This window comes from Flavivirga aquatica, assembly GCF_001747085.1.
In the GTDB taxonomy this organism is placed as follows: domain Bacteria; phylum Bacteroidota; class Bacteroidia; order Flavobacteriales; family Flavobacteriaceae; genus Algibacter_C; species Algibacter_C aquatica.
This window is the reverse complement of sequence record NZ_MDJD01000054.1, coordinates 149,320-165,736: the sequence shown is the minus strand read 5'-3', so window position 1 is coordinate 165,736 and position 16,417 is coordinate 149,320. Positions and strand designations below refer to the sequence as shown.

General features: G+C 31.7%; 8 protein-coding genes and 1 pseudogene. 5 read left to right on the top strand and 4 right to left on the bottom strand.

All coding sequences use genetic code 11. The features are described 5' to 3' along the window. Positions 1 to 197 precede the first annotated feature (197 nt). Genes A8C32_RS15100 through trxA form a run of 3 tightly spaced genes read left to right on the top strand, consistent with a single transcriptional unit; the run spans position 198 to position 2,241 of the window. Complete coding sequence (locus A8C32_RS15100; protein ID WP_069831252.1) at positions 198 to 938, top strand: sigma-70 RNA polymerase sigma factor region 4 domain-containing protein; 741 nt, start codon at positions 198 to 200, stop codon at positions 936 to 938. Positions 939 to 993: 55 nt separating this feature from the next. Then, positions 994 to 1,935, top strand: a complete 942-nt coding sequence (locus tag A8C32_RS15095) for a DnaJ C-terminal domain-containing protein (RefSeq protein ID WP_069831251.1) — start codon at positions 994 to 996, stop codon at positions 1,933 to 1,935. A 6-nt stretch (positions 1,936 to 1,941) separates the two neighbouring features. After that, positions 1,942 to 2,241: a thioredoxin gene (gene trxA, locus A8C32_RS15090; RefSeq protein ID WP_069831250.1), complete on the top strand. Its 300-nt coding sequence runs from the start codon at positions 1,942 to 1,944 to the stop codon at positions 2,239 to 2,241. A gap of 1,363 nt (positions 2,242 to 3,604) precedes the next feature. On the opposite strand, the gene A8C32_RS15085 is transcribed toward trxA, so the two are convergent. From A8C32_RS15085 to A8C32_RS21520, 4 genes and pseudogenes are all read right to left on the bottom strand, one after another. Further along, the gene (locus tag A8C32_RS15085) at positions 3,605 to 3,853 is read right to left on the bottom strand and encodes a transposase (RefSeq protein WP_069831249.1); all 249 of its coding nucleotides are present in this window, start codon (positions 3,851 to 3,853) and stop codon (positions 3,605 to 3,607) included. 782 nt (positions 3,854 to 4,635) lie between these two features. Continuing rightward, a pseudogene (locus A8C32_RS15080) lies at positions 4,636 to 5,076 on the bottom strand (transposase); the annotation flags it as partial. Between the two features lie 111 nt (positions 5,077 to 5,187). Further along, on the bottom strand, positions 5,188 to 8,025 hold the full coding sequence (locus A8C32_RS15075) for a right-handed parallel beta-helix repeat-containing protein (RefSeq protein ID WP_069831247.1): 2,838 nt from the start codon (positions 8,023 to 8,025) through the stop codon (positions 5,188 to 5,190). Positions 8,026 to 8,275: 250 nt separating this feature from the next. Further along, positions 8,276 to 8,470: a helix-turn-helix domain-containing protein gene (locus A8C32_RS21520; protein WP_432416499.1), complete on the bottom strand. Its 195-nt coding sequence runs from the start codon at positions 8,468 to 8,470 to the stop codon at positions 8,276 to 8,278. A 653-nt stretch (positions 8,471 to 9,123) separates the two neighbouring features. Between A8C32_RS21520 and A8C32_RS15070 the strand changes: the two genes are divergently transcribed. Together A8C32_RS15070 and tamL are read left to right on the top strand one after the other, a co-directional pair. Next, positions 9,124 to 14,094, top strand: a complete 4,971-nt coding sequence (locus A8C32_RS15070) for a translocation/assembly module TamB domain-containing protein (RefSeq protein WP_165605851.1) — start codon at positions 9,124 to 9,126, stop codon at positions 14,092 to 14,094. Continuing rightward, positions 14,091 to 16,349, top strand: coding sequence for a translocation and assembly module lipoprotein TamL (tamL, locus tag A8C32_RS15065; RefSeq protein ID WP_069831246.1), 2,259 nt, complete (start codon positions 14,091 to 14,093; stop codon positions 16,347 to 16,349). Before A8C32_RS15070 ends, tamL begins: the two co-directional genes overlap by 4 nt. Positions 16,350 to 16,417 lie beyond the last annotated feature (68 nt).

The window sequence follows — 16,417 nt, the reverse complement described above, 5'->3', positions numbered from 1 at the left end:
TTTTTGTCATTATGGCAGTTTTGTTTAATTAATAAATGACATAATGACGCATTTTAGTATGTCATTTTTTCCAAGAATTGGTCGTTTACAAAGACTTGATTTATTACGAGGTTATGGGAAAGAGATTGGTACTTTTTTTGAAATATGAGTAAAAAACTAAGATACGTAATTATTGTATTAGATTAAAATAAAGAATTATGAAAAATACATATCACATTCAAATACAAGAGTTTTTTGTGGTTTTAAAAAACCTAAAAAAAGAGAATAAGCAAGATGCTTTTAAAGATAAATTTATGGAACTATTGCCTGCTGCAAAGCAACACATCATAAATAGTATGGAAACAGCTTCAAAAAAAGAGCTGTTAAAACAGCAAGGGTATGGTGTAGATGATTTTGTAAACGACCTGTATATTTATGTGTATGACCACATAGATGAGCTAGATAATCAGGATGATTTTCATATTTGGCTCTTCAAGGTAATCGACATCTTGATTCAAGACGCCCTTGTGGATGAAGAATTTGATGATTTTTTCTTTAAAGATATAGATGAGTATTCTAAACAAGAATGGGATGCTATGGAAGAGGAATTCAGTACAGATGGCGACGGTGATTTACTAACGCTTGACGAGTTGGATGACATTAATTTAAGAAAAAATAATTATGAGTTAAAAGATATTTTTATCGAGGATAATGAAAAGGAACTCACTGCTAAATTCGAAAAAGAATTGTCCAAAGAGCGTATAAATTCTCATATGCAGATGGTATTGAGAAAATTACCGACGACAACTCAAAGTGTATTTGATTTACATACCTTAAGAGGGTTTGATGCAAAAAAAATTGCACATATAAAACGAATGCAGGTTGAAAAAGTTGATGGACTGCTTCATGAAGCAATGAACTTATTAAGGTTAAGTTTTAAAAGTCGGTTTTTAAGCTAAAAAGAAAAAATACAACACCAAATACATCCATAAATAGTTAAATAAGTTTATAAAAATGGAATATAAAGATTATTACAGAATACTTGGTGTTGACAAAAGCTCAACACCAAAAGACATAAAAAAAGCCTATCGAAAATTAGCAGCCAAATATCACCCAGATAAAACCAAGGGTGATAAGTCTGCTGAAGAAAAATTTAAAGAAGTCAATGAAGCCAACGAAGTACTCAGCGACCCTGAGAAAAGAGAAAAATACGATAGCTTAGGAGCCAACTGGAAAGCCTATGAACAGGCAGGTGGTGATTGGAGACAGTATGCACAGCAGCAACCCAGTGGACAAAACACTTACTATTATGAAGGGGATCCATCTGAGTTTTTCGGTGATAACGGTAGTGGCTTTTCCAGTTTCTTTGAGCAGTTCTTTGGAGGTAGAGGGTCAGGCGGTTTTGGCGGCGGTAAAAAACGTAGCTCAAGAGGGTTTACTGGAGGCGATATAGAGGCTGAATTGCCCGTTACGCTTTTAGAAGCCTATAAGGGAAGTAAACGCACCTTTGAACTTAATGGTCAAAAACTAAGGATAATTATCAAACCCGGTGCTTACGATGGTCTGAAGTTAAAAATAAAAGGGAAAGGGCAACCAGGAGTCAATGGTGGTGCTAAGGGAGATTTGTACATCAGTCTTCGAATACAACCAGACCCAAGATTTGAACGAAAGGGCAACGACATGTGGGTGACCAAGACTATAGACTTGTACATAGCTATTTTGGGAGGCAAAATAGAAATTCCAACGTTAACAGGTTCAGTAAAAATGACGGTACCAAAAGGTACAGATAATGGAAAAACCTTGCGCTTAAAAGGAAAGGGAATGCCAGTGTATGGCACAAAATTTCACGGAGATTTAATGGTTAAAATTCAGGTAAACCTGCCCAAAAATTTAAGCGTAGAGGAAGAAGCGTTATTTAAAAAACTTAATGGCATACGGGAAACACAAAAAAATTAAACTAAAATGAAAGGAAGTTTTAAAAATATAATTAATTGTGAAAAACCTGTGTTGGTAGATTTTCATGCAGAATGGTGTGGCCCATGCAAAGCGCAAGGTTCTATTATCAATGAGGTGGCAAAAGAAACAGGTAGTAAGGTGAGGATTATCAAAATAGATATTGATAAAAATCCAAAATTATCACAACAATATCAAATTCGAAGTGTACCAACAATAGTCCTGTTCAAAGATGGAAAGTTACTTTGGAAACAATCGGGAGTACATAGCAAACAACAATTACATAATATTATAAACCAGTATAGTTAAAAAGTTTGAAAGATGGAAATGATAATTTTTCAGAAGCATTATGCACAAAGCGATGCCGTACAGAATTTTTTAAATAAAGTTTACCAGAAAGAGATGATACATTTAGCTAGGGATTTATTAGCAAATGATGTTCGTTCCGAGGATATAAAGTTAGCCGTTAAGAAGGCAATACTAGCGGCTTAGAAATCAAGGCTTGATGCCAAAAAACATTTTCAAGCGGTTATTTCGTCGAAAAATGGAACTTCTTTTTTGGACTGTCGTTTGTCCAAATTAGGATATTCTCTAATTTTGTTAAATGCCGAACCTAAAAGCAAGTATATTGCCGCCTTTCAAGTTAAGGTAGTACAACAAATATTAAATTTAAAGTACGAACCATAGAATAAAAACTTTATGAACAAATCAATACCTCATAATAGCTTTGGTATCAACTTTAGGTATGTTATTTGGGTATTACGTTTTGAGGGTGTTTTTTAAAAAATTTAAAGGCACCTTAAAACGTAAAAATTTAAAGTGTAGTACAGTACTATTCGATTCTTTGTCCAAGACATTTTTTATAGTTAGAGGTATTGTTTTTTTAGCTTAACCCGCATTATTCATAGTATACTATTGAGTTTAATAATCGAATATTTGTGTTTACCCTTTAATTATTGTTTTCTATTTAGAGATTTATACGATTTTTTTGAATGACTGGTTCTATATATATGTTCAATAAATTAAAAAAATGGTCGATTTTTCACACCAAGACATAAGTATCCCAAGGTTTTAAAATTCACATTTTAAAACCTTTACTGTGTTATTATCTCTCTAAACAAATCTTGATTTACAAATGCTTTTGACAATTGATAGTAAATTCGTTTTTTAGTAATTTTAAGTGTTGCTCCAATTTTTAACAACTGGGATCTTATCATGCTTATTTGCCATTTTTTTTTGCTTTTGTAAATCTAGTCTTTTTTATACTTTTTTTGAGTAGTAAAAACATTTTGTAAGCTAAGTTACTTAGAAATAGCCTGAAAAAATTAGCCAAAAAAAACATGATTTGATAATCTACTTGAAAAACACATGTATTTTCACTTCCTTAATTTTGTTCTCGCTTGCTTCTTAGCGTTTTACATAAAAATCAAAGTAGATTTCACGGGCTTCTTGCTCTTTTATATTACTAATAAAACGACGAACATTTAGTCCTTTATCTGTACTTTCAATTTTTGTATAGGCTTGTTGCGGGCTGTGCCATGATTTGTCTTGATAAGTAAAGCTTATAAAGTGTTGATGTTTTATATTTAAGCTACATAGAGATGTTCAACTTTTCTTTTTAGCACGGCATTACTGACTTGACCTATGACAAATAGCAAATTGTAATGATCTACTAATTTGTAAAAAGGGTACAGCTAAACCCACTATCTGTGCGGATAATGATTTCTAAATCTGGATAAGTTGCTCTTATTTTACGAACAATTCTTCTTAATATTCCTACGTACCATCGGTTGGAATGGCTATTACTAGGACGTAAAACTGGTGAAATTATTTGTCCAGTTTTGCCATTATGGAAAAACAATTCATTAAGCATAAATTTACCATAATACCTATTAAACATTGATAATTGTTTGGGTTCCATAATGTAGTGTCAATATCTATAATAACTTTATTACGTCCTTTTATACTTGAAACATAATGATTAATCGATGCTTAAGATAGTTTGAAAATGGAGGCTGTATCAAGATTATTTTCGAAATGTGAGATTGTCGGTTGAGATGCTAAATCACCTTGAAGGACATCTTTAAACAAGGGGTCATTCTTCAAATGAATCACGTCATTGGCATCTTAATAACCTAGCATTAATATAAATACACGTTGCTTGAGTTGATCTTCTCAACTATAAGTAATATAGTTCGGGTTACGATCACCTGGTAATAATTTACCAAAATGAGCTAATAGTTTGTGTTCTCGTTCTAATTTTTCAAGAAGAATTAAAGAACCATCTAAACTCATTTCTGTGGCTTAAAAATCAACTGAAACTGATTGATTTCCTCGATAAAATAATGTATTTTTAGTATTCAAATCTGGGTAGTTTTTAAAAGTGAAATATTTGTTGTTGGTCACTTAAATATAATATTTTACACTCAGATTTTTTTTACTTTTAATGAATTATTCGGGTTAATCAACAAAAAGAGAAAGTCTTTCTTGTAAAAAGAGAACTCTACCTAAACAAATAAAAAAAAGCCGCTTTGATAGTATGAGGCTACTGAAAAAGTAATCGTATTTTGAAAACGCGAACTTCATTATAAGAGATTTCACGAATTAATTTTGTGAAATCTCTTTTTGATTTTAAGCTTTTTATGATTCAATTTGCACTTTTATACTCTCTATTTTGGCTCAAATAATGCTTATTGCTTCTTTGGTAGCATCTACAATAATTGATCTGGATTTTATGATGCCTTGTTCAACAGCAATGCTAACTGTTCTATTGATAAGCATATCCAGCAAATTGGTGTCCTTTAAACGTTGCCTACGAAACTTAGTTAAAGTACTTGGGGCAATAACATCTTCTTCTGGTAACATCTCTAAAAAGTATTTGAAGGACATGTCATAGCGTGAACGCTCAACTACATCTACATCTGAAATGGTATAAATTACTTTTAGTAGCAAGTATTTAAATAAACGTATGGGACTTTCTGCTTTTCTGCCTAGAGTTTGTGAATACTTAGATGCTAGTTCGTCATAGATAAAATTAAAATCTATTAAATCATTGATACGTCTTAACAAGTTGGTACTTGGAACGATTAAATCATATAAAGAACTGTACTCGCTTAACCGAAGAGATTCCTGTTGAACTATCATGAATACAAAATACAAAAAACGGCAAGTATCTAAAATACTTACCGCTTTTATTTAAGTTCGTGACTTTTTCAGTAGCCTCTGATAGTATAAGCGGCCTTTTTTTTATTACTCTTATTGTTTTAAAAATTTAGTAAAAGGAGAATTATTAATTGATATAAAGTAAATACCTTGTTTATAACTAGACACGTCTATACTATTATATTTATCGATAACTTTTGAAAGTACTTTTTGCCCTTTTAAATTCGACACCTGTATCAATACTGGTTTTGTCAAATTATGAATTGTAAACTTTTCCTTAACGGGATTTGAAGATATTCTTAGATTATCTATATTAAATAACATATCTTTTTTCTTTTCTTCTTTCTTTCCTCCACCAATTATGGTCACATTATTGACCTGATCTCTATCAATTGCTTGTGTCCAATTTGCACCCAATGGTCGTATATGGGTTTTAAAAATATACCCTATGCCTGATTGAGCAGGTTTTGGTAATTGAACAGTAATAGATTTTACTCCTTTACCAGCAGAAACTACTTCTTTTTGTTGTGCCACCCAACCTGAAGATGACCAAAATTCTACAACAAGTTCTCTATTTATAGAAGCTTCATAAGCTATATCTAAAACATAAGAATCTGCTGAAACTAATGTTGTTTTTGGCTCTTTAAAAGAAATCTCATCTTTGAATTGAGGAACTGCTTCGACAGTGATATCATTCAATTGTGTCCATTTTAATGCCTGTTGCCAAGTTCCTCCTACTGGTCGTATATGGGTTTTAAAAACATATCCTTTACCTGGTTTAACAGGTTTTGGTAATTGGATAGTTATAGATTTTGTTTCTTTACCAGCAGAAACGGTCTGAACAGCACTACTCGCTATCCAACCTGTTGCGGACCAAAATTCTACAACAAGTTCTCTATTTATAGAAGCTTCATAAGTAACATCAACTGTATAAGAATCTGCTACAGGCAATGTCGTTGGTACATTTACAAACTCTACATTGTCCTTAGCATTAGTACCACAAGATTCCCCAGGCAAACCATAACAACCTTGACCTGTAGGGCCTTGAGCAATATCCCAATTAGGCCCAGGTACCCAATTATCGCCTATTTCATAAGCGCCAACATCTGGAGATTTCCCAACATAATTATCTGTATATCTATTTATGACTCTACCAAAATCAACTGCTTTACTTCCTGGTTTTAATTTGTAATTATTATTAGTATGATTCACAAAAGATTTGTTATCTACCAAGTTATTTTGTTTATTAGATTGTGGTTCCCAAGTTCCTTCTGTTTCTTGATTCCCACCTTGATCGGTTGCATTTCTATCAGTAATATTATTCCATACTTTTACATTGGTAAATTTAGTACCTTTCTTATGCCAAGCACCCATTGTTCCTCCTTGAGCTTTTACCAAAGTATTATTAAAAATATCAATATCTTTTCCATTCCAATTAATTTGAACATTCGTCCATTCTACATTCCAAACAACATTTCTATATACACGAACATTCTCTGCATCATTATCTAAATAGATTCCAGCGGCTTTTTTTAGTTTTCCTCTTCCCTTTGCATCATGAAACCAATTGTGATGGATATCCATATTAAGCCCTTTGTTGATGGTGTAAATTAACGCACAATCGTCCGCTATAAGATTACTATAAGACACATCATTATATGCTACTTCAGAATTCTTATTGATAATTTGGATAGCGTCTCTTCCACCTCGTGAGATATTGTTACGTATTATCTTAGTATTAACACCTCCTCGAGCCATGATTGGAGCATCATAGGATCCTAAAAAATTAAAATCATGAATGTAGTTATTTCTAATAATAGAAGAGGTACCCGCATCCCATACACCAGTAGCATCACCAAATGCAATTTCAGAATTTTCTATAACGGTATTTCTAGAACCACTTTTGATATCGACTGCATTAATCCCCGAGTTAAACTTAGGGGTAATACCTCTTGTCATACTTCCATACAAAGAGGTTATTCCATTTAACTTATTACCTATTCCTTTGATAAGAATGTTTCCACCAAAAAGTGCAATATTTTGCAGATGAATATAATTAAGGTTTTGAAGATCTGCAGTAACTGATCTTCTTGCCATTTGCACTTCTCCATTTTTTGGCTCAGCATTTTTTGGAAGCTTAACAAAAAGTGTTTTAGTTTTTGGATTAAAATACCATTCATTCTTATAATCTAATGCTTCTTTGATCCCTTCTAAGAAGTAATCTCCTTTATCGCCAGGTGGGTGAGAACCTATGATCCAGCTTTGATCTTTAATCGCATCAAAAACAACTCTTCCAGAAGATTGTCTTTTAATCCATGCTCTCCAAGTTGTCCATCCTGACCCAGGTCGATCTCCATAAAACATAATTGATCCTCCGTTAGACCAATTCCAATTTGGAATTTCTCTATCGGTTAAAAAGGCATTCACAGATACTTGATCCTGACTTCCGTCATCATTTCTTAAAGAATTTAGAGTAAAACGATCGCCATCGGTATTATTAGGCCATCTAGCTAAATCAAGTACCGTTTTGCCTCTCATTACAAAATTACGTTGACCAAGATCCCAATTGACCTTTGTTTTCCATCTTCCATCTCCATCAGAAGTCCAACCGCTTAATGCTTGCATAGCAGAAATAATTACTTTCTCGCCTTGTTTAGCGGTATATGTAATGGGTTGTCCTGGTGTTCCAGATCGAACGGGTCTAATTGTTTCTTCATATGTTCCTTGACCTATAACAACAATATCTCCAGGCCTGGCAACCGAAGAAGCTTTTGTAATAGTTTTATAGGGTTTATCAATTGTTCCCGGGTTTGTATCATTACCAGTCTTAGAAACATAAATATTCTTGGCACTAATACTTGATGTAAAAATTATAGCTAACATTACTACAATTTTTTGAAATGAAATTTCAAAAAGTAAACTTTTTTTCATGATTATTAATTTATATGAGTTTAGTAACTATATACGTAAACAATGTCTTCTTAGATGTGTAAGTTAATAATTACTTTTAAATGAATTTAAAATGAATAGAGAGTGTCTTGAAGATGTTTAAATTTTATAGAGAAGAAATAGTAAAAAAGATAATTGAATGAGGTATTTCATATCCGAAATAATATAAGTTATCTGTTCTTAATTTATTGAATATAAAAAAAACTTCAAACTGCTCGTGCTTTTTGTTTTTCTAAAAGCTTGATTTTTCTTCTAACTCAATAATTCGTTGTTGGGGACTCTTAGCCATTGATTTAAAACTTTGGTTGCTCCAATCAAAGTTACCATATTTTTTTAACCATCTGGTGATGGTTGAGTCACTTTGAATACCATACTTAGACATTGCCTGAGAACGGGTAAGTAAACCTCGCTCGATTTCCGATACAATTCCCAGCTTGAAAAGACATTGTATAGTCTTTTTGAGTACGCTTTACATAGCTTGTTTTCATTACACTTGAAGATTTAGTGTAACGCTATTTCAGGACGAGACAGTCTAGTAAATAAGAGGCTGTCTGAAAAGGACAATCTTTTTTATACATCACGTTCATTTTCTGGCAATATCAAAAAAAAAGCGGTTTTTAAAAAGGAATTGTAATGTTGCTTTGTTTTTCTTTTATGATTTGTTAATAATTTCCTTTAAATATGCATATAATCTATATAGTAGTTTGTTTAATAACTCTATGTTTAATAATACTTTATATTATAGCTGTTTTTTGTGGTTTTAGAGATTTATAAAAAACAAAAATGTTGTTAGTGTAGAAATTTCCGCATACTTTTGATGAGAATATTTTTATGGTCGAAGATTTCCTGTTTAATTATTTTTTATGCTTTTATCGAAAAAAAATGTTCGTTAACAATGAACTCATTTTAGACATTTTTTAGGAAATAGAAAATGTCAAGATGAGTTCAATAAGTGAATCTTAATAAATCACGTGTCTAAAGTTAGATCAGTAATCGATAATTTACGTGTTATTTGGTGTTTATAATGCTAAATTCTATGATTTAACACATAATATGCCTCAAAAAAGTAAAAAAAATAAAATGATTAAATTTTGGAAGGTTGTAAAGAGAATAATCTTTGGACTATTCTTATTATTTATTGCCTTAATACTCTTTATAAGAAGCCCTTGGGGACAAGATATTATTGTAAACAAAGCAACTGCTTATATTTCAGGAAAGACGAAAACAAAAGTTGCTATTGAAAAACTATACATCACTTTTTCAGGAAACATTTTTTTAAAAGGATTTTATCTAGAGGATAAAAAAAGGGACACTTTACTCTATTCAAAAAATTTAGAGGCTTCAATTGAATTACTGCCATTAGTTAGAGGTACAGAAATCAATATTAATTTTCTAGAGTTATCTGGATTACATGCTAGTGTTAGTCGAAAAACAACAAAAGAAAACTATAATTTTTCATTTCTTTTTGATGCATTTACTCCAAAAGATACACTTTCAATTGAAACGGAAACGTCTGCTACGACGTTTCACATAGGAAAGATCAATTTTAACGACATTAAAATAGCTTATAATGACGAGGTCTATGGAATAAATAGTAGATTAGAATTGGGCGATTTTTCGTTGAAAGTGAATACGCTCGATTTTGAAAAGATGCGGTTTGATTTAAAAGACCTTAAAATATCCAATACTAAAATTAACTACGATCAAGCCTTGTCTTTTCCTAAAGACACTACAGATAGCAAAAATGTTTTGCCTATAGTTTCCATTGAAAATTTTAGAATGGAGCATATCAATGTAGACTACCAGTCGCAACCAGATAACTTTAAACTTAAAACAAACGTTGGTAATTTTTCTCTTGCTTTACCAATAGCAGATCTGAAACATCAAAAAGTAGAGATAAACACTATAGGACTTACCAATTCTAAAGTTGATGTAAGCTATAATGCTTCAAAGAAAGATGTTGGTGTAGAGACAACATCACAAACAACTTTTGATTGGCCAGAATGGGAGATTGAGGTGAGAAATATTGATTTTAAGAATAATGCAATAATAGCTACAGCCAAAAATAGTGCCTCAACAAAAGGTGTTTTTAATCCTGAAGACATAAACATAAACAATTTACATTTTAAGGCAAGCGAGATTACCTATAAAGAGACCAAAGGTATTGGGAAAATAGCAACACTTTCTTTTAAGGAACATAGTGGTTTTGAATTAAAAAAAATAGTATTCAATGCATTAGTTAATGACCATACAACCCAATTGTCAAATCTAGGAATAGCCACTAATACTAATGATGCTTCTGGTTCAATCATTTTGAATTATAATACCCTAAACAATCTCATTAACGCACCAGAGGAAATAAAAGTGACAACGTCTTTAAAAAACTTAAGAATCAATCCAAAAGATGCTTTTTTCTTTGCACCACAACTTAAAACAAATCAATATATAGGTATCATATCACAAAAGGATCTTACTGGAGATATTCACTTAGTTGGCACTTTAAATGATTTAAAATTATCTAAATCCAATCTTAAATGGGGACAGAATACGACATTACTTGTAAATGGAAATTTTAAAAATATAACCCAAACAGAGAACTTCAATTTGAATATCTCTCAATTAAATTTTAAATCGCAACGTACCGATTTACTAAAATTTATTCAAGAAGATGCTTTAGGGATAACACTTCCAAAAACCATAAAGCTTACGGGGAATTTATTTGGTACTCTTAATAATTTAAAGGGCAAAGCACAATTGGTTACATCAGAAGGGACTATTAATGTAAATGGGAACTATAGAAATACAAGTAATATTGCTTTTAATGGCAAAATTAATGTCCTTAATTTAGAATTAGGTAAACTGCTTAACAATGAAATGATAGGAACCCTTGCATTTACAAGTGACATAAAAGGAAGTGGTTCCAGTTTAAATACACTTAATAGTACGTTCTCTACAAACTTTAAAACACTAGAGTTTAATAATTACAATTTTTCAAATCTATCACTCAAAGGGGATCTTATAAACGGTAAAAGCTCGGTATTGCTATTATTTAAAGATGAAAACCTAGACTTGGCAATGAATACTCAAATTTTAATGGATACCATTGCACCTCAATTTAATACCCTTATAGATGTTAAAGGAGCAAATTTAAAATCTCTTGGTATAACTACAGGAGATATACGTACCAAATTTAAAATCAATGCCGATTTTAAAGGAAATGCTAATGACTTTACAGCACAATCTATTATTACAGATGCCATCGCAGTAAAAGACAATAAAACCATACCACTAACTGATGTTACTATAGAAGCAACGGTAAATAGTAGCGATACAAATATTAGTGTTAAAAGTAATGTGATAGAAGGCACATTAGTAGCTAACACGGATCCTACAACGCTTATTAATGCATTAAAAGCCAGATTAGAAACTGCTGTAAGTCCAAATAGAACCAAAACATATTCAACTAGCGCAAAGATGTCGCTCGATGCCAAAATAAAACAAGCACCAATTATAAAAGATGTCTTCTTGTCCGATTTAGAATCATTTAAGACTATAGATTTAGCTATAGATTTTAATGAGGACAAACAATCTTTGATAGCAAAACTTAAAGCACCTCATATTGTATATAAAGGAAGTGAAATAGACAGCCTTAATTTTAACTTGAATTCAGATAAAGAAGCCCTTGATTTCAATTTAAATTTAGAAAAATTAACAGCAGATATTATAGCGATTAAAAAGGTAACTATTGCGGGAGGAACTAAGGACGAAAAGCTTGTAATAGATTTGCAAGCTTTTGATGCCCTTGATAAATTAATGCAGATTCAATCTGAAATTAAAAAAACGAATGATACGCTCATCTATCATATTATCCCATCCAATTTAGTTTTAAATAAAGAAGCATGGGATATTCCATCTACTAACAAAATTGCGATGGCACCAAATAGTATTGATTTTTCAGACTTCATTCTTACACAAGGTCATCGGAAAATAGAAATAAGTAATACGATGCCAGGAAGAACCAATGAGCATATAGGCTTCTCTTTTAAGAATTTTAACCTGAATACCATTACTAGTATCTTCAATTCAGAAAACCCAGTGGCAGAAGGTATTTTGAACGGTGATGTTGTATTAGAAAATCCCTTTGAAGACATGGGGGTTATAGCCAATGCATCCATTACAGATTTTCTAGTCATGCAAGTCCCATTGGGTAAACTAAACCTAAATGCAAAGTCTAAAAACGAGTCTTCCTATACTCTAGATTTTGATATTAATGGAGAGCGTATAGCATTAGAAATGACAGGAGATTATATGCCTTCAAATATAGAATCTCAGCTTGATTTCGATATTAAACTTAGCAAACTAGGACTTAAACTTATTGAAGGTTTTACCAAAGACCAAATTTCTAATACCAAAGGCAATATGTTTGCCAATATAAAGCTAACAGGTACTGTTGAGGAGCCAAGGCTATATGGTAATATTGGTTTTAATGATGCCACATTAAAGGTCAATACCCTTAATACTGTTTTTTTACTTCCTAAGGAATCCATAAAATTAGAGAATAACGGCATTTACTTTAAACAGTTTACATTATTGGACGAGAATAAGAATTCGTTGGTTTTAGATGGAAAAATAAATACAAAAAAATATACGAATCCTGTATTCGAACTGTCACTTAAGGCGAAAAATATACAAGTTTTAAAGTCTGTTAAACAAGACAATAGTCTTTTTTACGGAGACGTAAACCTAGATACAGATATAACTATAGCAGGAGATTTAAGATTACCTAAAATTGATGGTAGTTTAAAAATTAATAAAACGTCTAATTTTACTTACGTCATTCCTGAGAGCGAATTAGATATTGTAGAAAAAGAAGGTGTCGTGGTGTTTGTAAATAAGAAGAATCCTGACGATATACTTACCAAACAAACCGAAGAAGCAAGTGTAATATCTAAGTTAAAAGGGTTCGATATAGATACGCGCTTGGTTATAGATAAAGATGCCGTGTTTAATATTGTGGTAGACGAGCAGGCAAGTGATAATCTTAAAGTATCAGGAACAGGTGATTTTCAGTTAGGGATAGAACCTAATGGTTCAACATTATTTGCTGGAAAGTATGAAGTTAAATACGGACACTACGAAGTGAGTCTTTACAATCTGGTTAAAAGAAAATTTACGATCGCACCAGGCAGCTCTATCGTATGGCAAGGAGATTTTCTTGATGCAGATATGAACATAAAAGCAATCTATGAGGTAAAAACTGCAGCGTCTGGATTAATGGCCACAAAAACGACTAGAGAATCTAAAACTACCGTTGGGAAATACAGACAGAAAATTCCGTTTTTAGTCTATCTCAATTTAAAAGGAGAAATTTTGAAGCCCGAAATATCTTTTAATCTTGATATTCCAAAAGATAATCGAGGAGAATTTGGAGGTGAAGTCTATAGTCAAGTACAACAATTAAACACGCAAGAAGAAGACCTTAATAAACAAGTGTTTTCTCTTCTTGTATTCAATCAATTTTTCCCATCTGTTACCAGTGATGGTAGTAGTGGAGGCTCATTGTCTATTGCTAGAGACAATGTAAACAATGTACTATCTAATCAACTCAATAATTTTTCAAGTAAAATTTTAGGAGATACAGGATTAGAACTTGATTTTGGATTAGATAGTTATACTGATTACAAGGGAGATGCATCAGAAAATAAAACGCAAATAGATATTAATGCCAGAAAAAAGCTTTTTAACGATAAACTTATTGTAGAAGTTGGCAGTGGTTTAGATATTCAAGAAAACTCACAAAATTTAGGAGAAACAACACCTTTAATTGGTACAGTTTCTATTCAATATCTGCTTAGTGAAGATGACAAATGGCGTATAAAAGGATATAGAAAAAATGAATTTGAAAGTGTTATTGATGGGCAAGTGATTATTACTGGAATAGCTTTGATTTTTAATCAAGAATTCAATAAATTCAAAGAACTTTTTGAAAGAAAACTAAAAGAAGAAGTCACTAAAGATGACACCCAAATTGAGATAAAAGACAAACAATGAAGAAACCTTTAATTATATTAATTGTCCTTTCAATATTGGTGAGTGCCTGCGGTGTAAAACGTTTTATTCCAGAGAATGAAAAGTTGTACACGGGTGCTACTTTTAAGATAAATTCAGAGCACAAAATAGAAGCCCTTAAAGACATAGAAAAAGAGTTAGAACTCTTATTACGTCCGCAGCCCAACATCAGTGTACTTGGTGCTAAATTAGGGTTACTCGCATACTATAAAGTAGAAAAAGGTAAGCCTGGGTTTATTTATAGATTTATTCATAAAAAGACAAAAGAAGACCCCGTTTATTTGTCTTCTGTAAATATAAATCGAACAAAAGAACTCATAAAAAACAGGTTAGATAATTTAGGGTTTTTTAATAGTGAAGTCATATCGCAAGTTACAAACCAAAAGTATAAAAGTGAGGTTACTTACAGCATAAAGTTATATACACCGTACAGGTTAGAAACGTATAAGGTTTATAATGATTCACTACCAATTTTTAAGGCCATAAAAGAAATAATAGAAACATCAATACTTAAAAAAGGAGACCCCTTTAATCTTGCTAAATTAACACTAGAAAGAGAACGTATAGACTTTTATTTAAAATCTAAAGGGTATTATAATTTTAACCCAGACTTTTTAATTTTTGAAGCAGATACAAATCAATATAAAACAAAGCGTTTTGATCTATTCTTAAGGTTAAAAAAAGAGGTGCCTAAAAAGGCAATTATACCATACGAAATAAATAAGGTAAATGTATTTCCAAACTATGGCTTGCAAAATAAAAATCAAAGAGATACAGTAGCTATTGAAAATATAAATTTTATACAAGACTCTTTATTTTTTAAACCAAATAGGTTAAAACCCTATTTTCTTTTTGCTGAAGGACAAAAATACGATCCTAAAAAGTTTAAATCCACCAGCAGGCGATTATCATCTATTGGTATTTATAAATTTGTAAACGTAAAGTTTGAAGAAAATCAATCTGTAAAAGAAATGGATAGTATAGGGAAACTTAATGCTAATGTTTACCTATCTCCATTAAATAAACAATCCTTAAGTACAGAACTACAGATAAACACAAAATCCAGTAGTTTTACTGGACCAGCATTGGCATTGGCCTACACGAATAGAAACCTATTTAAAGGAGGCGAAACCATTAAGATTACAGGTAAGTTTGGGTTTGAAACACAAGCCATAAGTAATATTAATAATGGATTGAGTAGTACACAACTTGGATTGATGGGCGATTTAATATTTCCGAGACTTCTATTTCCAATAAAACTATCCCAACAATTTGATTATGCCATTCCAAAAACAAAAATCAGTTTAGGATTAGAGTATTTAAACCGAAGTAAACTTTATAGCTTAAGCTCTTTTAATAATAGTTTTGGGTATGGATGGCAGGCAAACAGTTTTGTGTACCACGAGTTTGATCCAATTAGTACTAGTTTTATAAAGCTATCTAACAGTACTGATGCATTCAATGTTATATTAGATGAAAATCCATTCTTAAAAAACAGTTTTAATCAAGAATTAATTTCAGGACTTACATACAGTTTTACATATAATGAATTAAACAGTCCTAGTAAGCGCCACCCTATTTTTATTAGAAGTAATTTAGAACTAGTAGGAAATACATTAAGCTTATTTAAAGGAAACAGAAACGAGGATGGTAAAAACACTATTCTAGGATTGGAATATGCCCAATATGTAAAAGTAGATACCGATGTGCGGTATAAGTTTGACTTAGGCGATGAAAACCTTTTGGTAACAAGATTGTATGGAGGGATAGGGGTACCTTATGGGAATTCGGATATTCTGCCTTTCTCCAAACAATTTTTTTCTGGAGGAGCATACAGTATTCGTGCCTTTAGTACACGTTCCATAGGACCTGGTACTTACATTGCTAACAATACAGATACAGCAGCCTTTTTTGATAGCTCTGGAGATGTTAAATTAGAAGCAAATATAGAATATCGTTTTCCGCTATTTTCTTATTTAAAAGGTGCTTTTTTCTTTGATGCAGGAAATGTGTGGCTGTTAAATGAAAATGAGACCATAGTTGGTGGGCAATTTTCATCTAATTTTATTAATGAATTAGCTATGGGAACAGGATTTGGCATACGTCTAGACATACAGAGTTTTGTTATTAGACTAGATTGGGCTGCGCCCGTTCACAAACCTATTCCAGAGTCAAAAGTGTTTGAATTTGATAGAAAGAATGCCATTCTAAACTTCGCTATAGGGTATCCATTTTAATTAATATAATTTCAAACTAAATAACACACAACTTTTGAGAATGATCCAAAATTCAGTTAAAGCATTTG

Bases quoted from the DNA above. Each gene is read 5' to 3' on its own strand.
- A8C32_RS15100 (WP_069831252.1), top strand. From the start codon at position 198: ATGAAAAATACATATCACATTCAAATACAAGAGTTTTTTGTGGTTTTA.
- A8C32_RS15095 (WP_069831251.1), top strand. From the start codon at position 994: ATGGAATATAAAGATTATTACAGAATACTTGGTGTTGACAAAAGCTCA.
- trxA (WP_069831250.1), top strand. From the start codon at position 1,942: ATGAAAGGAAGTTTTAAAAATATAATTAATTGTGAAAAACCTGTGTTG.
- A8C32_RS15085 (WP_069831249.1), bottom strand. From the start codon at position 3,853: ATGGAACCCAAACAATTATCAATGTTTAATAGGTATTATGGTAAATTT.
- A8C32_RS15075 (WP_069831247.1), bottom strand. From the start codon at position 8,025: ATGAAAAAAAGTTTACTTTTTGAAATTTCATTTCAAAAAATTGTAGTA.
- A8C32_RS15070 (WP_165605851.1), top strand. From the start codon at position 9,124: ATGATTAAATTTTGGAAGGTTGTAAAGAGAATAATCTTTGGACTATTC.
- tamL (WP_069831246.1), top strand. From the start codon at position 14,091: ATGAAGAAACCTTTAATTATATTAATTGTCCTTTCAATATTGGTGAGT.